The organism is Achromobacter pestifer (assembly GCF_902859625.1).
Taxonomy (GTDB): domain Bacteria; phylum Pseudomonadota; class Gammaproteobacteria; order Burkholderiales; family Burkholderiaceae_B; genus Achromobacter; species Achromobacter pestifer.
This window is the reverse complement of the sequence record NZ_CADIJX010000005.1, coordinates 153532-172675: the sequence shown is the minus strand read 5'-3', so window position 1 is coordinate 172675 and position 19144 is coordinate 153532. Positions and strand designations below refer to the sequence as shown.

General features: G+C 64.4%; 17 protein-coding genes. 8 read left to right on the top strand and 9 right to left on the bottom strand.

The features are described from left to right. Positions 1-92 precede the first annotated feature (92 nt). From HV753_RS19980 to HV753_RS19970, 3 genes are all read left to right on the top strand, one after another. Positions 93-626 carry a sigma-70 family RNA polymerase sigma factor gene (locus HV753_RS19980; protein WP_175176340.1) on the top strand — a complete coding sequence of 178 codons (534 nt, stop codon included), beginning with the start codon at positions 93-95 and terminating at the stop codon, positions 624-626. Continuing rightward, positions 619-1578, top strand: coding sequence for a FecR domain-containing protein (locus HV753_RS19975; RefSeq protein WP_175176339.1), 960 nt, complete (start codon positions 619-621; stop codon positions 1576-1578). The genes HV753_RS19980 and HV753_RS19975 overlap by 8 nt, the downstream gene beginning before the upstream one ends. A gap of 147 nt (positions 1579-1725) precedes the next feature. Then, positions 1726-4182 carry a TonB-dependent siderophore receptor gene (locus HV753_RS19970; RefSeq protein ID WP_425485915.1) on the top strand — a complete coding sequence of 819 codons (2457 nt, stop codon included), beginning with the start codon at positions 1726-1728 and terminating at the stop codon, positions 4180-4182. Between the two features lie 64 nt (positions 4183-4246). Here HV753_RS19970 and HV753_RS19965 read toward each other — a convergent pair whose 3' ends face one another. The 8 genes from HV753_RS19965 to HV753_RS19930 form a co-directional block, all read right to left on the bottom strand. Then, positions 4247-5266 carry an extracellular solute-binding protein gene (locus HV753_RS19965; protein ID WP_175176337.1) on the bottom strand — a complete coding sequence of 340 codons (1020 nt, stop codon included), beginning with the start codon at positions 5264-5266 and terminating at the stop codon, positions 4247-4249. Between the two features lie 36 nt (positions 5267-5302). Beyond that, complete coding sequence (locus HV753_RS19960; RefSeq protein WP_175176336.1) at positions 5303-6955, bottom strand: ABC transporter permease; 1653 nt, start codon at positions 6953-6955, stop codon at positions 5303-5305. Then, positions 6952-8001 (bottom strand): ABC transporter ATP-binding protein, encoded by a 1050-nt coding sequence (locus tag HV753_RS19955; RefSeq protein WP_175176335.1) that lies wholly within the window; start codon positions 7999-8001, stop codon positions 6952-6954. Before HV753_RS19955 ends, HV753_RS19960 begins: the two co-directional genes overlap by 4 nt. 76 nt (positions 8002-8077) lie before the next feature. Next, on the bottom strand, positions 8078-8866 hold the full coding sequence (locus HV753_RS19950; protein ID WP_175176334.1) for an inositol monophosphatase family protein: 789 nt from the start codon (positions 8864-8866) through the stop codon (positions 8078-8080). A gap of 9 nt (positions 8867-8875) precedes the next feature. Next, on the bottom strand, positions 8876-10480 hold the full coding sequence (locus tag HV753_RS19945) for an FAD-dependent oxidoreductase (RefSeq protein ID WP_175176333.1): 1605 nt from the start codon (positions 10478-10480) through the stop codon (positions 8876-8878). After that, a complete protein-coding gene (locus HV753_RS19940) occupies positions 10477-11601 on the bottom strand; it encodes an NAD(P)/FAD-dependent oxidoreductase (protein ID WP_175176332.1) in 1125 nt (374 codons plus the stop codon). The genes HV753_RS19945 and HV753_RS19940 overlap by 4 nt, the downstream gene beginning before the upstream one ends. A gap of 20 nt (positions 11602-11621) precedes the next feature. Continuing rightward, positions 11622-12554, bottom strand: coding sequence for a 4-hydroxyproline epimerase (locus HV753_RS19935; protein WP_175176331.1), 933 nt, complete (start codon positions 12552-12554; stop codon positions 11622-11624). A 191-nt stretch (positions 12555-12745) separates the two neighbouring features. Next, positions 12746-13660, bottom strand: a complete 915-nt coding sequence (locus HV753_RS19930; protein ID WP_175176330.1) for a dihydrodipicolinate synthase family protein — start codon at positions 13658-13660, stop codon at positions 12746-12748. Between the two features lie 221 nt (positions 13661-13881). On the opposite strand from HV753_RS19930, the gene HV753_RS19925 reads away from it, so the two are divergent. From HV753_RS19925 to HV753_RS19905, 5 genes are all read left to right on the top strand, one after another. Next, positions 13882-14514 carry a DUF4198 domain-containing protein gene (locus tag HV753_RS19925; protein ID WP_175176329.1) on the top strand — a complete coding sequence of 211 codons (633 nt, stop codon included), beginning with the start codon at positions 13882-13884 and terminating at the stop codon, positions 14512-14514. A gap of 23 nt (positions 14515-14537) precedes the next feature. After that, positions 14538-14819, top strand: coding sequence for a DUF3649 domain-containing protein (locus HV753_RS19920; protein WP_175176328.1), 282 nt, complete (start codon positions 14538-14540; stop codon positions 14817-14819). Continuing rightward, complete coding sequence (locus HV753_RS19915) at positions 14816-16507, top strand: PepSY-associated TM helix domain-containing protein (protein ID WP_175176327.1); 1692 nt, start codon at positions 14816-14818, stop codon at positions 16505-16507. Before HV753_RS19920 ends, HV753_RS19915 begins: the two co-directional genes overlap by 4 nt. Continuing rightward, positions 16504-16827: a DUF3325 domain-containing protein gene (locus HV753_RS19910; protein ID WP_175176326.1), complete on the top strand. Its 324-nt coding sequence runs from the start codon at positions 16504-16506 to the stop codon at positions 16825-16827. The genes HV753_RS19915 and HV753_RS19910 overlap by 4 nt, the downstream gene beginning before the upstream one ends. 130 nt (positions 16828-16957) lie before the next feature. Next, positions 16958-18310 (top strand): tryptophan--tRNA ligase, encoded by a 1353-nt coding sequence (locus tag HV753_RS19905; RefSeq protein ID WP_175176325.1) that lies wholly within the window; start codon positions 16958-16960, stop codon positions 18308-18310. A gap of 87 nt (positions 18311-18397) precedes the next feature. On the opposite strand, the gene HV753_RS19900 is transcribed toward HV753_RS19905, so the two are convergent. Beyond that, entirely contained in the window at positions 18398-18904 is a 507-nt protein-coding gene (locus HV753_RS19900; protein ID WP_175176324.1) for a hypothetical protein, read from the bottom strand. Between the last annotated feature and the right edge of the window lie 240 nt (positions 18905-19144).

Sequence of the window (19144 nt, the reverse complement as noted above, 5' to 3'; positions counted from 1 at the left end):
CTGTTATGGGGTCGGACGGATATAGGATTGGTAACGCAAGTCATTATCAATTAAGATTTTGAGACTTCTGGTCCCGCACCGCAGTCTCAATCGTGTCTTCCCCTTATCTCCCTGCATCGGCCCCGTGCGCAGACGTCGCCGTCGCGCCTGTCGATGGCCTGTATCGTGATCATCGTCCCTGGCTGTTCGGGTGGCTGCGCCGCAAGCTAGGGTGCGCACATCACGCCGAGGACTTGGCGCAGGATGTCTTCGTGCGGGTGATTCAGGGGCGCAAGGCAGTACGTGTGAACGAGGCCCGCGCCTTGCTGACCACGATCGCCAAGGGGCTGGTGGTGGACTACCGCCGTCATGCCGCGCTGGAGCATGCGTATCTGGCCTATCTGGCGACGGTGCCAGACGCCTACGCGCCATCACCCGAGACACAGGCTGAGCAGTTGCAATCGTTGATGCAGCTGGACCGTTTGCTGGAAGGCCTGCCGCCCAAGGCGCGTTCGGCTTTCTTGCTGTCGCAGCTGGATGGCCTGACCTATCCCCAAATCGCCCAGCGCCTGGGTGTGTCCCTGAGTTCCGTTCAACAGTACATGGTGCGCGCGATGTCCGCGTGCTATGCGGCGTTTCATGAGTAACTCCGTGCACGGCATGCCGCCGGACCCGGTCGTGCGCCAGGCCATCGCCTGGTGGGCCAAGCTGCAATCCGGCTTGGCCGACGCGCACGACCGGGAATCCTGTCGTGCCTGGCTGGAAGCGGACACGACGCACCAGCAGGCATGGGACCGCTTGCAGGCGATTGGCCGCGACGCACGCCGGGTGCCGGCCGCGTTGGCGCATGCCGCGCTGGCCTCACCGCCGTCGCGCGGACGCCGCGACGCACTGCGCGGGCTGCTGGCGTTCACGGGCCTTGCCGCTACCGGCTGGGCGGGCTATTGGCATACGCCGTGGCAACGGTTGGCCGCGGACCTGAGCACAAGCGTGGGAGAGCGGCGCAGCGTGGCGCTGGCCGACGGCTTGCTCATCACCTTGAACAGCGACAGCGCGGTGCGTCTGCACTTGACCGGCAAGGCGCGCGGCATCGATTTGCTGCGCGGTGAAGTCCTGGTGAATACCGAATTGCGTTCGGGCGTCGACGCCTTGCGCGTGGATACGGGATACGGCGAGCTGCGCGCCGAGCGCGCCCGGTTCGATTTGCGCCGTACCGGCGAAGGCTCACGGCTGGACGTCTACGAAGGTAGCGTCGCGTTATTGCGTGATGGGGTATGGACGCATGCGTCAGCTGGCGAGCGGCTGGGCTTTGGCGATGGTGGCGGCGTCAGCCGCAATGCGTCGGACCCGGATCGCCTGGCCTGGGTGGACGGCCTGGTGGTGGCCAAGGATTGGCGCCTGGATTATTTCGCCCAGTATCTGGCGCGTCAGCGCGTGGGCGTGATCCGCGTGGATCCGACCGTGGCCGACCTGAGGCTGTCCGGTGTCTTTCCGTTGGATGACGCCGAACGCGCGCTCAGGGCGCTGGAACCCGCGTTGCCCATCTCCGTCACGCGGCACACGCAGTATTGGCTACAGGTCGGCCCTCGCGAGGTCTGACAGCGACCACGTTGGAAATTTTTTTCCTGGCGCGTTGCAGGTTTTCGATTCCCATACGGAAAGGCAGAGATAGACCACCGTATAGGGAGAGTTTTTGTGTCTGCTTCATCTCACGCGCGTTTGCGCACTACGCTGACCGCCGGCCGCATGGCCGTGCTGGCGGCCACCTGCGCGAGCGCGCTTGCCGCCGGCATGCCTGCTGCCTGGGCGCAACCTGTGCCCGCCGCCGCCAACGCGCAGCGTAGCTACCAGATTCCCGCTGGCCAGTTGGCCGATGCGCTGACGCAGTTCGCGCGCAGCGCCGGTGTGATCCTGTCGTTCGATCCTGCCTTGGTGCGTGGCCGTCGCTCTGAAGGGCTGAATGGCGCGTACTCGGTAGGGGCCGGCTTTGCCCGCATCCTGGCCGGCAGCGGTTTGCAGGCACGCGCGCAATCGGGCAATACCTGGACGCTGGTGCCTGCGCCGGCGGCGTCGGGCGATACGCATGTGCTGGCGCCGGTAACGGTGTCAGGTATGTCGGACAGCGCCTTGGCGCCCACGGTGGGCTATGTGGCCCGCGCCAGCGTCAGCGCCACCAAGACGGATACGCCGCTGATCGAGACGCCGCAATCGGTGTCCGTCATCACGCGCGAACAGATTACCGAACAGGGCGCGCAGACCTTGAACCAGGTGCTGCGATACACGGCCGGCGTGGCCACTGAATCGCGCGGCGCCACCGCCACGCGCCTGGACCAGTTCAGCGTGCGAGGTTTCTCGGCATCTACCTATCTGGACGGCCTGCGCGTCTTTGGCGGACGTGACGCCTTGCCGCAAGTGGACGCCTATCGCCTGGAGCGCGTGGATGTGCTGAAGGGGCCGGCATCGGTCATGTATGGCCAGGGCGGCCCCGGCGGCGTGGTGAACCAGGTCAGCAAACGTCCGCTGGAAGAGACGCTGCGTGAAGTGGAAGTGCAGGTGGGCAACTATGACTACGGCCGCGCCAACTTCGATTTCGGCGGCCCGATGGACGAAGAGGGCAAGTACCTCTATCGCCTGGTGGGCTCGGGCTATATGTCGGACGGCCAGGTCAAGGACACCAAGGAACGCCGCTACTTCGTCGCACCGGCATTCACGTGGAAACCCAATGGGGATACCTCGCTGACCGTGCTGACGAATTTCCAGCGCGATCCCGACATGGGTTCGTACGGTACCGTGTCGTCGATGCGCACGCTGCAATCAGCGCCCGACGGCATTCGCCTGCCCGCGAATTACTACGATGGCGACGCCAACTTTGAAAAGAGCGATCGCAAGAGCTATTCGCTGGGTTATGTACTGGATCACCGCTTCAACGATACGTTCAAGGCGACGCAAAGCGTGCGCTGGACGCGCTCTGAAGCGAAGTACCGCAGCATCTACGGTGCGTCGACGCCCAACTATGGCTACACGGACAAGACGTATCTGTACCAGCAGCGCGCGTCGATTGCCACCGATGTCGATGTGGGCGCATTGACCATCGACAACAACATGCAGGCGCGCTTCAACACCGGGGTCTTCGGCCATACGGTGCTGCTGGGTTTTGACTATCAACACGTGAAGACGGACACCTTGTCGGGCTTTGGCACGGCGCCTGCGCTGTACGTGCTGAACCCGGACAACCATCAGAACATTCCGACGCCGGCTTTCTCGACCGACGCGACGTCCAGGCAATACCAGACGGGCCTGTATTTCCAGGACCAGATCAAGATCGATCGGCTGTCGGTACTGTTGGGCGGGCGCTACGATTGGTCACGCACGGTGGGTGAGACCACCACCATCGCGACGGGCCGCGTTGCGCCGTCATCCCTGAGCGCGGAGGCGTTCACGGGCCGATTGGGCGTGATCTACAACTTTGACAACGGCGTGGCGCCTTACTTCAGCTATTCCGAATCGTTCGAGCCGCAGTCGGGTACGGGCTGGCAAAATGTGCCGTTCAAGCCGATCGAAGGCAACCAGTACGAAGTCGGCATCAAGTACCAGCCTCCGGGCAGCGCCACGATGCTGTCGTTCGCGGCCTTCGACATCCGCCGCGAAAACATGACGACCACCGATCCCGATCCGACTCACATCTGCGGCACGGCAGGCGGCCGGTGCTCGATTCAGGCAGGCGAGTTGCGCACCCAGGGGATCGAACTGGAAGCCAAGACGGAACCCATGCGTGGGCTGACGCTGGTGGCAGCGTATTCGTTGATGAACAACGAATACTCCAAGGCCAATCCCAGCCTGGCCGGCCTGGACCTGAAGGGTAAGTCCCCGCCGGGCGTGCCGTCGCAACAGGCGTCGGCGTGGGCGCGCTATCAGTTGCAGGAGGGGCCGCTGGCGGGCATGGGTGTGGGCGGCGGTGTGCGCTATATCGGCTCGTCATATGTGAATGACACCAACACCATGAAGGTGCCTTCCGTCACGTTGTTCGACCTGATGCTGGACTACGACCTGGGCCGGGTGTCGCCGTCGTTGAAGGGCATGCAGGTGGCACTGAACGTGCAGAACCTGTTTGACAAGGAATACATCGCGTCTTGCACCAGTGAGGCCTGGTGCTGGTATGGCTATCAGCGTTCGGTCAAGGCCAGCTTGCGGTATCGCTGGTAAATGCAAAGGAAAAGCGGCCTTCGGGCCGCTTTTCTGTGGGGGCGGCAGCCCCCGGGGCTTCGCGTCAGGCTCCGCGCGTGGCAGCGACGTGCGCACGCCAGCGGCGCAGGAAGGCATCGCGGTCGGCAGCCGCCTCGGCTTCGTCCGCCGCGATGATCTTGATGTCGGCAAGCGATGGCATGTCCAGATACTTGCTGACGTCGATATCGTTCCGGCTGGGGCGTCGGAATGCGTTTTGCAGCAGCGCCAGTTGCATCTGGTGTGACAGCAGCAAGTCATACATGCGCTTGGCGGCGCTCAGGTTCGGCGCGTTCTTCACCAGGGCCATGTTGTCGGCCACGATGAAGGTGCCGTCCTGGGGGTAGAGGATACTGATCTCTTTCTGGCCACCGGCCACGTAAGGGTAGGCAGTGGACTCGAAGGTGATGCCCACCGCGTACTCGCCTTGCCCCACGCTGCGCACCACATGCGAGGCCGAGCTGGAGATGCTGACGTTGCGGGCCAGCGCTTTCAGGCCATCGGCGCCCAGCACGCGCTCGATGCCCCACAACGCGGAGTAGGCGGTGGAGCTATTGCCAGGGTCGCCGATGATGACCTTGCCCTTGAAGCGGCGGTCGGTCAGGTCGGCCCAGGAGGCAGGCGCGGCGCCGGGCAACTGACGCGCATTGACCATGCCCACGACGATATGGACATTGGCGGCTGTCCAGAGGTTGTCGGGGCCATGCAACGCGTCCGGAATCGCCGCGGCTTCGGGCGACAGGTAGGATTCAAACAATGCCCGGTAGCCATGCATGACGTTGGCGCTGGATGTCCAGAACAGGTCGCTCTTGGGTCGGGCGGCCTCAGCCTCGATCCGTTTGAGCAACTGGCTGCTGCCACCCACCACGGCGCTGGGACGGATGTTGGGCAGTACGTCGCGGGCGATGTCGCTGGCGGTTTCCACCGATTGCGAGTTCAGGGTCGTGTACAGCACGACCTGCTCGGCGCGTTGGGCCCAGGTGCGGGCAGGGAGCGCGCATGCGCCGCCGCTGGCGGCCAGCAGCTTGAGCCATTGGCGGCGGGTGAACGAAGGAGTGTGGATCATGGGATGCCTCTTGCGCTAGGGTTGAATGCACTTGGCTCAGGCGAAGAGCCGAAGTTTGAATATCCGCGTCGCCAGCAACACGGGCGCCAGGATCACGGTGATCAGCACCAGCCCATAGGCGGACGCTTGGGCCATGAGACCGCTGTCAATCAGCCGGAATATCTGGATGGGTAGCGTTTCGTGCCCGGGTGAATACACGATGACCGACGCACTGAGCTCCGACACCGTGGTGGTCCATGTCAGCACGGCTGCGGCAGCGATGGCCGGCACCATCAACGGCAGCACGACTTTCAGGAAGGACGCCAGCGGTGGCACGCCAAGGCTGACGGAGGCTTCCTCGATCGAGTCAGGCAAGTTGAAGAGCGTGGACGAGGCATTGCGCACGCCAAACGGCAGGCGTCGGACGATGTACGCCAGCACGATCAGCGAAGCCGTGCCCGACAGGTCGAATGCGCCGTGGCCGAAGGTCATCAGCAGGCCGATGCCGATGACGGTGCCGGACAACGCCAGCGGGATTGAGCTCAGGTAGTCCAGCCAGGGCGTCAGCAGGTTGCGCTTCTTGACGATCAGGTAGCTGGCAAGGGTGCTGAAGGCGATGGCGATCAGCGTGGCGATGCCTGCATAGACGATGGAGTTCAAGACGGGCGCTGGCGCGCTGATCAGCACGCGCTCAAGGTTCGCGACCGTCCATTCCCCCCAGCGCATCACCGGGCCATGCGCCCGCGTGAAGGCGCCCACGGCCAGGGTGCCCAGCGGCAGCATGGACAGCATCATGACGGTCATGGCGGCGCCCGCCATCATCAGTGCGCGGGGGCCGCGCATCGAGGTCACGGGTGCGCCGCGCCCCTGCGTGATCTCATAGCGTCCTCGCGAGACGATCCAGCGTTGGACGAACAGCACCAGCATCACCAGCGAGATCGACGTGGTTGCCAGCGTGCTCTGCATGACCGGATCGCTGCCGGTCTCGGACACCGAGGCCTGGTAGGTCAGCACTGACAGCAGTTCGATTTGATGACCCAGGATCATCGAGGTGGCGAAGTTTCCCACCACCATCGTGAACACCAGCAGGGCGCTGGCCAGGACGGCGGGCATGACGACGGGCACCATGATCTTCAGCCGCGACAGGGGGGGCGATGTGCCCAGGCTTTGTGCGGCTTCCTCCAGCTGCACGTCGAAACCCCGAATCGCCGCCAGCGTGCCGATGTAGATATAGGCGTAATAGGTGAAGGTCATGACCGTCAGCAGTCCGGGCCAGCCATAGAACGACGGAGGGGTAAGGCCCAGGCCGTCGCGCAGGGCTCGCGTCAGCACGCCGTTGTTGCCCAGGATCATCAGCCAGGTCTGCGCGCCGATCACCTCGGGGATGACGAGCGTGATCAGGGGCAGGATCGATACCAGCGTCTTGCCGGGGTAGCGGTGGCGGGCAGTCAGATAGGCCAGCGGCACACCGATGCAGGTGGCCAGCAGGGTCACGCCTGCGCCCAGCATCAACGTGTTGCCGATGGCGCGCAGGTAACGCGGGTCCGCCATCAGCAGTTGCCATCCCGATTGGCCGTCGTCGTTGCGAGCCAGCACGCTGGACGACAAGATGTTCAGCACGGGCCAGACCAGGAAGACGGCCAGTACCGCCAAAACTGCCAGGGATAGCCAGGTCCAGGGCGACCGGAGCGAGTGGATCAGCCGCTTCATGATGTCAGCACCAGCGTTTTGCTCGGATCGAATACCAGGCTGACCGCCATGCCCCGGGCCAGCGGCGAGGCCTGTCCGCCGTGCACGTCCACATTCATGAGGCGGCCGCCGGGCAATTGCACACGGTAGTGCATCTTGATGCCCAGGTACTGTTCCGCAACGATGCGCGCGGGTATGCCGACGCTCGATGCTGCGGTCAGGCGGATGTCTTCTGGCCGCGCGATCAGCATCGCGGGGCCGTTCAGCGGCCCAGGCGCATGCGCGGCAACGGCGTGCCCGTCCACGTCCAGCCGCACCGCGCCGGCCGCGGGGGCGATGCATTCCACCGGCAGCAGGTTGGCCGAGCCAATGAAGTCGGCGACATATCCGCTGGCGGGGTTTCCGTAGATCTCGCGCGGCGTTCCCAACTGCGCGACGCGCCCCTTTTCCATGACCGCGATCTGATCGGACAGCGCAAGCGCTTCTTCCTGGTCATGGGTGACGAAGACGGTGGTGATGCCCGCTTCACGCTGCAATTCCGCGATGGTCTGTCTGACTTGGATGCGCAGTTTGGCATCCAGGTTCGACAGAGGCTCGTCCATCAGCAAGACCTGGGGTTGGATGACCAGGGCGCGGGCCAGCGCCACACGTTGGCGTTGGCCACCGGAAAGTTCGGCGGGCAGACGCTTGCCGTATTGGGCCAGGCCCACGCGGTCCAACGCGGCCTCCACTCTTTGTTTGATCAGGGCCGGGGCGACTTTCCGGGCGCGCAGGCCGTAGGCCGCATTGTCGAAGACACTGCGGTTGGGAAAGAGCGCGTAGTCCTGGAACACCATGCCGATGTTGCGTTGGTGCGCAGGCACGTGCGTGACGTCTTTGCCGCCAAACAGCAGGCGGCCAGACTCGATCGGAATGAAGCCGGCGATTGTGCGCAGCAGGGTTGTCTTGCCGCAACCGCTAGGGCCCAGCAAGGTGAAGAAACACCCCGGAGCAATGTCCAGGTTCAGCCCGTCGATGACGCGCTGGCTGCTATACGAGATGCAAAGATTTTGAATGCGGATATCCATGGCAGGAGGCTCCTGGCCCAAGAGGAAACACGTCGGTGCGAGGGGATTGACCGCCGTCGGCGGTCCAGGGCTGGGTTCAGCCCATGGCGTGGCGCAATAGATCCAGCGCTTCGCGGTGCCGTTCGGCATCGCCGGCGGCAAGAATGCGCGAGCTGGGGTTGTCCAGGCTTAACGCGCGGCCGTCCCAGTCGGTGATGACGCCGCCCGCGCCCTGGATGACGGGAATGAAAGGGGCGTAGTCGTACAGGGCCAGCTTGGCGTCGATGGCGACATCCGTGCGGCCAGAGGCCAACAGCCCATAAGCCAGGCAGCAGCCGCCGTAAATGCGCCAGCGGGTGCGTTCGCGTAGTGCCTGGAAGGCGGGGAGTTCTTCGGGAGCGTAGAAATCGGGGTTGCTGGTGCTGAGCATGGCATCACCCAGATGGCCGCAGGCGCGCGTGTGGCAAGTCTGGCCTTGATGCTGGGTGGCGCGGCCTTGCGCGCCGATCCAGCGGTCGCGAGTGGCAGGGAAGTCCATCACGCCCAGCACGGGAGTGCCACGCCGCAGCAGCGCGATGAGCGTGCCGAATACTGGCACACCGGCGATGAAGGGCGCGGTGCCGTCGATCGGGTCCAGCACCCAGACGTACTCCGCGTCCAGCCGGACGGTCCCGCCTTCTTCGCCATAGATGCCGTGGTAGGGGTAGGCGTCTTCGATGCGCGTCCGCAAATGCGCCTCGATGGCGTGGTCCAACGCGGTGACAAGGCTGCGATCCGGCTTGAGGTCGGTGCGCGGCGCAGTGTTCAAGTACGGCGCGTACAGCTCACGGGCTTCTTCGGCCAAGCGTTCGGCGAAGACGATGCAGTCGTCCAGTGTGTCAGTCATGGTGGCTCCTTATTCGGGGGATCCGCCGCGTGGGCGCAGCGTGTTGTCGTGCGGGGCGTCGGGCGGGCCGAAGCCGGCAAGCGTGTCGATGCGCGTGGGCGTCAGCAGGTGCTTTGGCGGCGCGGGCTGCCAGCCGTACAGGGCTTGCACGGCGGCGCCGCATACGCGGCCCTGGCAGGCGCCCATGCCGCAGCGTGTGTGCAGCTTGGCGTCGATCCAGCTGGTGTGGCCAGCCAGGGCGGCCTGCGGCACGTCTTCGCAACGGCAGATCAGCGTGTCGGGGCGCGCGAGCGTAAGCAGCGGTGCACCCAACGTGAAATGGCGGTGCAAGGCGTTGGCGAACGCTTGCCATCGGGCCAGACCGGGTAGCAGGCGCGTGGCAAGCGCCAGTTCGCCGACGGCCGCGTGGCCCGCGATCGCGCCCTGGATCTGCGCCCGTTCGCTGCCGCCCACGCCGGTGCATTCTCCGGCGGCGAAGATGCCCGGCGCGCTGGTCTGAAGCAGTTCGTTTACCTTCAGGCCCTTGTGCGAATTCAATTCGCAGCCCAGCATCTGACCCAGTTGGGTATTGGGTACCAGACCGAAGCCGCAGGCCAGTCGGTGGCAGGCGATTCGCTCTTCTCCTTCTGCGCGGCGCAACCTGACCTGCTGCAAGCGGCCGTCACCGGTGGCATCGAGCACATGGCTGGCGGTACGGAATCGCGGGCTGAAGAGGGTAGCGGCCTGCAAGGCTTTGCCGGGCCAACGGGTCAGGCCCCGGGAAAATCGCAGCAGCGCTCGCCAATCGGCTTGTTCCGCGATACGGACCACCTTCGCGCCTGCCTGGCTTGCGCTGCGTGCGGCCGCCAGCAATAGCGGCCCTGAGCCTGCGATGACGATGCGTTGGCCTCGTACCGGCACGCCGGCCTTGATCAGCGCTTGCAGGCCGCCCGCGCCGGTCACGCCGGGCAGCGTCCAGCCGGGAAACGGCAGCAGCAGTTCGCGCGCGCCCGTGCACAGGATCAGTGAACGGTAGTGTTGGACCCAGCCGTGGTGCGCGTCTTCCAGCAGCAACGCGGGGTGGTTGGGCGAACCGGCCATGCCGGCGACGCGGGTGCCGCAGAGCAGCCGGATGTTGGTGTGACGCGCCAGTCGTTCACGCTGGCGCCGGGCCTGGACGGGCAGCTTCGCACCCGGGCCGTCGCGCCAGATCTGTCCGCCGGTGGCGGGGTTGTCATCCACCAGCACGATCGCCCGTCCGCTGGGCGCGGCGGCCAGTGCCGCTGCCATGCCCGCAGGGCCCGCTCCAATGATGAGCAAGTCACACGTGCTGTTATGGCCGTTGAATGACGCGGGAGGGGCAGAGGACGCGGCGCGTTCCAGAACCGTGTCGATGCGCATGCCTTCCTCGCAAGGAGTTTGGCAGGCCAGACGCAGATGCCCGTTGATCAGGACGCGGCATTCATGGCAGACACCCATGCCGCAAACGGCAGCGCGTTTTTCTCCAGTGACCGAAATGCGCGAATTGCCCGGCGCTCGAGCCGCCAGCGCAGCGGCGACGCTGCTGCCGGTGGCGATGCTCATGGGGCGGCCGTCCAGTTGGACGTGCAGACGTGTGGACGGGGTAGGCGTCATGGCGCTGCCTTGTGGAAGGGGCGGGTTGCGGCAAGCGGCGCGGGATCCAGGGGCGGTGTTGTGCCAGTCATCAAGGCGGTGAGCAAGCGGGCGGTGGCGGGAGCCGTGGTGACGCCCAGGCCTTCGTGGCCCACGGCCAGCCAAAGCGCTTCGTGCGCCGGGTGTGGGCCAATGAGGGGCAGGCCGTCTGGCGTGGCGGCACGCACACCGGTCCAGGTGCGAATAATGTTGTGGCTGGAGAGCCCCGGCAGGTAGTCGATGGCGCGCTTGAGCATGCGCGACAGCACGGCGGGCTCCACGGCGGTGCCGGCTTCGCCGACCTGGCGAGACGAGCCGATCAGCAGTTGGCCAGTGGGGCGGGGCTGAACGTTGAACGCGACGGCGGCTCCCTCGCGCTGCTGCGTGCTGGCCATGTAGCCGAGTTCGACCAATTGATGGCGGATAGCGAAGGGGTAGCGATCCGTGATCGCCAGGTGGCCCTTTTTCGGATACAGAGGCAAGTCCGCACACAACTGCGTTGCTTGCATGCCGGCGGCCAATACCACGGCATTGGCGTAGCGCCGGGAGCCATCGGTCAGGATCGCGCCTTGCGCATCGATCCGTTGAACCTGGGCGGCCTCGAACGACAGCGCGGGAGGCGCGTGCGTCAGCAACCACCGCGCGGCGCCCGGGGCATAGATCAGGCCATCGCCGGGCACGCGCAATGCCCCGGCCAGGCCGGGACGCAAGACGGGTTCGGCATCGGCCAACTGGCGTGCATTGAGCAGCGTGGCCGGCACGCCGCAGTCCTGTAGACGGATGCGCTTGCGTTCGGCCTCGGCCATTTCCTCGTCGTTGGCGGCGATCCACATCGTGCCGCAGCCGGTATAGGCGCAGCTTGGGTCTGTTGCGTTCATGCGGGCCCCCCAGTCGCGCCAGATATCCAGCGATGCACTGCTAAGCGCTAGCTCGGCGGCGTTGTCGTCCATGGCGACCAGATGCCCCATGCCGGCTTGCGTGGCGCCAGCCAACCGGGCGTCGACCACATGCACCGATAGGCCAGCCAGCGCCAGTTCGTGGGCGCAAGCGGCGCCGACGATGCCGCCGCCTATCACCAGGACGTCCGTATGACGGTGTGGCATGGGAGCGCGTCCGTGGGGAGTTACAGCCTGATGCCCCAGCCGAACGGATCATCCGGCTGGATCAGCAGTGTGGCGTCGGCGCAGACGTGGGCATGCCCGCGGATGGTGGGCAGGATCTGGTCGCCGTCCCGGGCATAGCTGGCTTCAAACAGGCTTCCGATCACGCTGGCTTGGCGCCAGACCTGCCCGGGAGCGAGTTTGCCGTCGGCGGCCAGGCAGGCCAGCTTGGCACTGGTGCCGGTGCCGCAGGGGGAGCGGTCGTAGGCCTTGCCGGGACACAGCACGAAATTGCGGCTGTCGGCGTCAGGGTCCGGTGCGAACAGTTCGATATGGTCGATCACTGCGCCGTCGGCGCCCGTGATGTTCGCGTGTTGCAGTGCCTGGCGGATGGCCCAGGTGTAATCGGTCAAGGCGTCCAGGTTGTCGGGCGCGATGCGCTGGCCATGTTCGCCAACCAGGAAAAACCAGTTGCCGCCCCAGGCCACGTCGCCCTGAACGTCGCCGTACCCCGGCACGTTGAGCTGCACGGCATGATGCAGGCGGTAGGCGGGCACGTTGTGCACGCTGACGGATCCGTCTTCATGCAAGGTGGCGCGCACGGTGCCGACTGGGGTTTCGATGCCATGTTCGCCGGGCGCAATGCGCTTCAGATAGGCCAGCGTCGCGACCAGACCCATGGTGCCGTGGCCGCACATGCCCAGATAGCCTGCATTGTTGAAGAAGATCACGCCGGCGGCGTTGGCCGGATCGGCAGGAGCGCACAGCAAGGCGCCCACCATGACGTCGCTGCCGCGGGGCTCCAGCACGGTGGCGGCACGCCAGGCATCGTGCGTCGCGGCTAGCCGCTGCTGCCGTTCAGCCATGCTGCCGGTGCCCAGATCGGGGAAGCCCGAGATGACCAGCCGGGTGGGTTCACCACCCGTGTGGGAATCGATGACACGGATCTGCTTCATGGATGCGCCTTTTTCTTGGGTAACTCTTGGGTAAGGGCCAACATCGGAACGGCCTAGTCTAGGCAATTAAAAGAGTGACGTCGCGCTGCCTGGCAGCGTGACGTCACGCCGAAAGCCTGCGTGGCGTTAGCGAGATAACTTGGAGTTATCTAAGGGCTATCACCACATGGCATCGGCGAGTTGGCAACGTTTCAGGGCACGGACTGGTATTGCGCCGGACGGGTGGCCAGGGCCGCTGCCACCACCCGTTCGATCAGTGCGCGTTCCTCGCCGATCACGGGCAGGCGGGGGCGGCGCACGTGTTCCGTGCCCACGCCGACCAGCACGTCAATGAGCTTCAGGTTTTGCACCAGCTTCGTGGAGACGTCCAGGTGCAGCAGCGGCGTCATCCACTGATAAAGCGCCAGTGCTTCCGCGTGCTTGCCTGCTTTCACCAGGTTGTAGAGCGCGACGGTTTCACGCGGGAAGGCGCAGCCCACGCCGGCAAGCAGGCCGTCGCAACCCAGTGCCAATCCTTCGTACGCCAGGTCGTCCACGCCCAGGAAGATCTGGTAGCGGTCGCCTACGGCGTTGCGCAGGTCGGTGACTCGGCGCGTGTCGCCTGAGCTGTCCTTGACGGCGGCGATCCATTTGCAATCGGCCAGTTCGGCCATGTGTTCCGGCTTCAGGTCCACGCGGTACGCCAGCGGATTGTTGTAGACCATGATGGGCTGTTGGGCGGCTTCAGCCATGGTGCGCACGTTCAGCATGGCTTCGCGCGCATCCGCCACGTAGATCAGCGAGGGCATGACCATGAATCCGGCTACGCCCAGCTTGTTGGCGCCTTCGATAAAGCGCAGTGCTTCGCGGGTGCTGGTTTCAGACACGTTGGCCAGCACGGGTACGCGGCCGCCCGAGGCATCCAGCGCGATCTTGGTGACGTCCAGTTTTTCTTCCAGCGTCAAGGTGCTGGCCTCGCCTAGCGAGCCGCAGGTGACCATGCCATGGACGCCGTTGCGGATTTGAAAGTCGATGTGCTTTGCGGTGCCTTCGGCATCGATCCGCTCATCGGCGTGAAACTTGGTGGTGATGGCGGGAAAGATGCCAGTCCAGCGAGGATGGGTCATGAGGGACTCCTGGTTGAAGATCATTCGGTGAATCAAATATACGGTAAATATATTTAAAGAAAGAATAAGGGTTAACCAGTGCGATCTATCAGTGAGATCTATCCATCCCCAATTTCTTGATGCCACCCGTAGTGAGAATGGTTATAATTTAGACCCTGCCAAACAGGCATCAGCCGCGGGGCATGCCTGATTTGGTTATCGGACTAAAGGAAAAATCCAACATGAAATTCGCTAGGACTTTGGCCGCTATTGCCCTGCTGGGCAGCGCGGGCGCCGCGCAGGCGCACTTTGTTTGGCTGGAACGCAGCGCCGAAGGTCCGGCCAAGGCGTACTTTGGCGAGTGGGCTGACGACCTGCGTGAAAAGCGCGACGGCCTGTTGGGCAAGGTCCTGATTTCGCCGGTCGTGACGGGCGCAGATGGCAAGGCGTTGAAAGCGTCGGCCGAAGGCGCTGATTTCATGGAATTCGCCGCGGTGGGCAAGGGCGATGTGCGCCTGGCCCAGCCAATTCAGTTCAAGGACACGCTGGTGAAGTACGGCGCCAAGGCTGGCCGTGCGGATACGCAAGGCAAGCTGGACCTGGAGCTTGTGCCGACCGCAGCGGGCGCCAATACGTTCGTCCTGCAATTCCAAGGCAAGCCGCTGGCCAAGACCGAAGTCACCGTGTTTGGTCCGCCCAAGTGGGAAAAGCGCTTCCATAGCGATGAAAATGGCCGCATCGAAATCACGACGCCGTGGCCCGGCCAGTATGTGCTGGAAGCCGCGCACGTCGAGGAAAAGGCGGGTGAGGCTGACGGCAAGTCCTACGCCAAGATCCGCTATGTCTCAACCCTGACCTTCAACGTGTCCAAGTGAAAGCTCCCGCAGCCGGCGCAGGCATGATGCGCTATCGAATGGCCGTATTTTCCAGGGCGGCCGCGGCCATCCTGGGCGGCTATGTCCTGGCTTCGGCGGCTGCGGCGTGCCTGGCGGTATGGCTGCCCATGGGGCGGGCGGATGCCGTCACCACGGCGCAGATGCTGTCGTTTGTGGTCTACGCCTGTGGCGTGATCTGGGTGTTTGCCACGCGCAATGCCTGGCGTGCCTGGGTGGGCATCTTGTTGCCGTCGGCCGTGCTAGGAGCCCTGTTCCTGGCCGGGCGCGCAATGGGGGTGGCATGAAGGCAGGGAAAGCCAAGGCGCAGGGTGAAGAGGGCCTGCGCCAGTCCATGTCTTGGCTCCACACCTGGGCCGGTCTGATTTTCGGCTGGGTGTTGTTCGCGATGTTCCTGACGGGCTCGTTGGCGTTCTTCCGGCCTGAAATCACGCGCTGGATGCAGCCCGAGATCCAGGTGCAACCCGCGCCCATCGTGCAATCCGTGCAGATGGCGCAGCGTTATTTGACCGAACATGCGCCGGACGCCAAACGCTGGTTCATCACGCCACCGTCGAACCGCGAGCCGCTGATCCAGATGCTGTACCAGGTGCCCAAGCCCAAACCGGGTGAACGCGGGTTTGTGCGGGTGAAGCTGGATCCCTCCACGGGACAGGCCGTCAGCGGCCGCGAGACGCGCGGCGGCGATTTCTTCTACCGCTTCCACTTTGAATTGGAAACCGCGTTCCCGTGGGGACGATGGCTGGCAAGCATCGCGGGCATGTTCATGCTGCTGGCGATCATCAGCGGCATCATCACGCACAAGAAGATATTCACCGATTTCTTTACCTTCCGTCCCAAAAAAGGCGGGCAACGCGCCTGGATGGATGGGCACAACGTATTGTCCGTGCTGGGATTGCCATTCCACTTGATGATCACATTCAGTGGCCTGGTGTTGTTCATGGTGATGTTGATGCCCGCGGGCATTCACGCCGTGTACGAAAACCCACGCCAGTACACGGATGACGTCTTCAAATCGTTCAAGGTCACGCCACCGCTGAACCAACCCGCGCCGCTGATCCAGATCGCCCCATTGGTGGAACAGGCCCAGCAGCACTGGCATGGCCGGGTCGGCCGCGTCACGGTCAACAACCCGGGCGATGCGGGCGCCACCATCACTCTGGTTCGCGATGCCGCCGATGGCGTGTCTTATGGCCGGCTGGCGCCCTATATGCGCTTCGATGGCGTGACGGGTGCCTTCCAGGAAGGCGAGGATGACCTGAGCGCCACCGTGAAGACGGCTGGCGTCATCACGGGCCTGCACTTGGGGCTGTTCGCCGAACCGCTGCTGCGCTGGTTCTATTTCCTGGTCAGCCTGGCGGGCACCGGCATGGTCGGTACGGGGCTGGTGCTGTGGATTGCCAAGCGCCGTCAAAAGGCACGGCCCGGGGATGCGCGCGAGGCCTTTTCGCTGCGCTTGGTGGATGGCCTGAACGCCGGCACCATCGCGGGCGTGGTCTTCGGCGTGGCGGCGTTTTTCCTGGTCAATCGTCTGTTGCCGGCGGACATGCCTGGTCGTCAGCTCTGGGAAGTACGGGCTTTCTTCTCAGCCTGGGCGCTGTCGCTGGTCTACGCCTTCTTGTTCCAGCGCCGCAAATGGCAGGATCTGTTGGCCGTTGCCGCTGCGGCCCTGGCCTTGGTGCCCGTCGTCAATGCGTTCACCACGTCGCGCCACCTGGGTGTGTCATTGCCCCAAGGCGATTGGGTCATGGCCGGATTCGACCTGACTTGCCTGGCCAGCGCGTTGCTGTTCGCGTGGATGGCGCGCAAGGCGTCACGGGTTCGCAAGGCCCCGGCGAAGGTTCCGGCGAAAGCCGCGGCCAAGTCGCGCGCCGAACAGCCTGCCGCCCAGATGGTTTCCCCCCGAGTTGCCGATCCCGAGGCGCGAAGCGCCGCGAGCCCCGTTGTTTATGAAGCGCGAGGTGATACCCCATGACGCTTGCCGCCTTCTGCCTGGCCTATGCGGGGTTTTCCGCTTTGTGTTTGGGCATGGATCGTCACTACGAAGACCTGTTCGACCGCGCCTTGCCTCGGCGTCACCGGGTGCCGTTGCGGGCATTCGGCTGGATCGCGTTGGCGCTCTCGCTATGCGCCTCCGCGGCCGTGTGGGGATGGAGTTACGGCACGGTTGAATGGATCGGCATCCTCAGCATCGCAGGCCTGTTGCTGATCTGGTTCCTGACATTCCGTCCACGTGCCGCATTGACCGCGGGCGGGTTGTGCGCGTTGGCTGCGCCGCTGCTGGCCGTTCTGTAATCAGGCGGTCGTCCGGCTGTCGTCAGGCAGTGGTTCGGCGATTTCACTTGAGGGCGGCGCGACGGCCCGGCGGACGCGCTCGCCGGCACGTTACACTGCTCGTTTCCCCACGCAAACGCCTCTTCGCCCCATGAATACCCGCGTCCTTACCGGCATTACCACGACTGGAACCCCCCACCTTGGCAACTACGCGGGCGCAATCCGTCCTGCGGTCCAGGCCAGTACGCAGCCCGGCGTGGACGCATTCTTCTTTCTGGCGGACTATCACGCACTGATCAAGTGCGATGATCCGGCCCGTGTCGCGCGTTCCCGCCTGGAAATCGCAGCCACCTGGCTGGCAGTGGGGTTGGACCCTGACCGCGTGACGTTCTACCGCCAGTCCGACATTCCCGAAATCCCCGAACTGAGCTGGCTGCTGACCTGCGTCACGGCCAAGGGCCTGATGAACCGCGCGCACGCCTACAAGGCGTCGGTGGACCAGAACGTCGCCAAGGGCGTGGATCCCGACGACGGCGTCACGATGGGACTGTTCTCGTATCCGGTCTTGATGGCGGCCGACATCCTCATGTTCAACGCGAACAAGGTGCCGGTGGGACGTGACCAGATCCAGCATCTGGAAATGGCTCGCGATATTGCCCAGCGTTTCAACCACTTGTACGGCCATGACTACTTCACGCTGCCAGAAGTGACGATCGAGGAAGACGTGGCAACCTTGCCCGGCCTGGATGGCCGCAAGATGTCCAAGAGCTACAACAACACGATCCCGCTGTTCGAGGGCGGCGCCAACGCGCTGCGCGCGTCGGTGATGCGCATCGTGACCGATTCGCGTGCGCCGGGTGAACCCAAGGACGCCGAAAGCTCGCACCTGTACACCTTGTACCGCGCGTTCGCGACGCAGGCCGAATCGGCGGTGTTCCGCAAGCAGCTGGAAGAGGGAATGGGCTGGGGCGACGCCAAGCAGGCGCTTTACGAGCATCTGGAATCGCTGCTGGCGCCGATGCGCGAAAAGTATGTCGACCTGATCTCCAACCCGGGCCGCATCGAAGACATCCTGCAAGCCGGCGCTGCCCGTGCCCGCAAGCAAGCCGTGCCGCAGATGCAAGCGCTGCGCGAGGCCGTGGGCTTGCGCAACCTGAACGCCGGTGCGGCGGCGGGCAAGACGCAAGGCAAGAAGGAAAAAGGCAAGGGCGCGCGCTTCGTCAGCTTCCGTGACGAAGACGGCGGCTTCCGTTTCCGCCTGCTGGCGGCCGATGGCGAAGAACTGCTGTTGTCGCAACGCTTTGCCGACCCCAAGGAAGCAGGCGCCCTGATGCGCCGGCTGCAATCGGAGCCGGCAGACGGGGTGCTACAGGCCAATGCGGAAGGTTATGCGGCGATGATCGACGGCGTGGCGGTGGCCACGGCACCGTCGGGCGCGCAGGGCGATGCCGATGCGCGACTGGCACGTGCTCGGGACGCCTTGGCGTCGCTGTCTCAGGAATAAAGGGCAAACCGGCGGCGCGCTGCGCCGCCGATGCGCTGGATGTGTTCGGCCTTGGCCGGGCTACGGGACACCCGGGCTATCCGATCCTCAGGCCAACCGGGCGCTGGCAACGATGCGTCCGTCGCGTACCTGGAAGCGCTGCGCGCTGCCTTGGCCCGCGATCTCCAGCATGTCGCCATCCGAATAGCCCGTGACGTTCGGGCAATCCAACCATTCCGGGTTGATGAACGGAAAGTACTTCAATGTGCCGCTGCCTTGGCTGACGAAATCGAAAGTGGTGTTGGCGACCACTTCGGGATCCCATTGGCTGGCATCGAAAATCAGGGCGCAGCCCGCACCGATGCGGTAGATGATGCTGGCGCCCATGCTGGCGAAGCCCAGCGCGCCAACATGCAACTGCGCGCCATTGCGCAGTTCAATGATGCGGGTGCCCAGGCGTTCCAGCGTGATGTGCTTGAAGGTCACGTCTGCGCCATCGACGATCAGATGCGCGTACTGGCCCAGCGTGACTTCGTTGTAAGTGCCACTGTGGCCGGCTTCTTGCTCGGTAATGGTTGCCGCTTCATTGGCGGCAAGCGTAATGGTATTGCGCATGACGGGTGGCTCTCCGGGGACTGTCAGGATAGGGCGCGCTTGTTGTTGTGCTTCGTGCCTGATAGACGGTTCGCGCCGCTGTTCGCCTGATCATGGAATTTGTGTCTGCCGAGTTCCCCAACGCCTCCGGCTTTTATTATTTGGACACAATTCGATATTTTCCCTTATTTTTGTGTCTTTATGATTGAGGGAGCGCAAGGAAAATGCCCATCTACGGGAAAGTCCTAGGCTAAAGACCTT

Excerpts from the sequence above, each read along its gene's own strand:
- HV753_RS19975 (WP_175176339.1), top strand. The coding sequence starts at position 619 with ATGAGTAACTCCGTGCACGGCATGCCGCCGGACCCGGTCGTGCGCCAG.
- HV753_RS19970 (WP_425485915.1), top strand. The coding sequence starts at position 1,726 with ATGGCCGTGCTGGCGGCCACCTGCGCGAGCGCGCTTGCCGCCGGCATG.
- HV753_RS19965 (WP_175176337.1), bottom strand. The coding sequence starts at position 5,266 with ATGATCCACACTCCTTCGTTCACCCGCCGCCAATGGCTCAAGCTGCTG.
- HV753_RS19960 (WP_175176336.1), bottom strand. The coding sequence starts at position 6,955 with ATGAAGCGGCTGATCCACTCGCTCCGGTCGCCCTGGACCTGGCTATCC.
- HV753_RS19955 (WP_175176335.1), bottom strand. The coding sequence starts at position 8,001 with ATGGATATCCGCATTCAAAATCTTTGCATCTCGTATAGCAGCCAGCGC.
- HV753_RS19950 (WP_175176334.1), bottom strand. The coding sequence starts at position 8,866 with ATGACTGACACACTGGACGACTGCATCGTCTTCGCCGAACGCTTGGCC.
- HV753_RS19945 (WP_175176333.1), bottom strand. The coding sequence starts at position 10,480 with ATGACGCCTACCCCGTCCACACGTCTGCACGTCCAACTGGACGGCCGC.
- HV753_RS19940 (WP_175176332.1), bottom strand. The coding sequence starts at position 11,601 with ATGCCACACCGTCATACGGACGTCCTGGTGATAGGCGGCGGCATCGTC.
- HV753_RS19935 (WP_175176331.1), bottom strand. The coding sequence starts at position 12,554 with ATGAAGCAGATCCGTGTCATCGATTCCCACACGGGTGGTGAACCCACC.
- HV753_RS19930 (WP_175176330.1), bottom strand. The coding sequence starts at position 13,660 with ATGACCCATCCTCGCTGGACTGGCATCTTTCCCGCCATCACCACCAAG.
- HV753_RS19925 (WP_175176329.1), top strand. The coding sequence starts at position 13,882 with ATGAAATTCGCTAGGACTTTGGCCGCTATTGCCCTGCTGGGCAGCGCG.
- HV753_RS19920 (WP_175176328.1), top strand. The coding sequence starts at position 14,538 with ATGATGCGCTATCGAATGGCCGTATTTTCCAGGGCGGCCGCGGCCATC.
- HV753_RS19915 (WP_175176327.1), top strand. The coding sequence starts at position 14,816 with ATGAAGGCAGGGAAAGCCAAGGCGCAGGGTGAAGAGGGCCTGCGCCAG.
- HV753_RS19910 (WP_175176326.1), top strand. The coding sequence starts at position 16,504 with ATGACGCTTGCCGCCTTCTGCCTGGCCTATGCGGGGTTTTCCGCTTTG.
- HV753_RS19905 (WP_175176325.1), top strand. The coding sequence starts at position 16,958 with ATGAATACCCGCGTCCTTACCGGCATTACCACGACTGGAACCCCCCAC.
- HV753_RS19900 (WP_175176324.1), bottom strand. The coding sequence starts at position 18,904 with ATGCGCAATACCATTACGCTTGCCGCCAATGAAGCGGCAACCATTACC.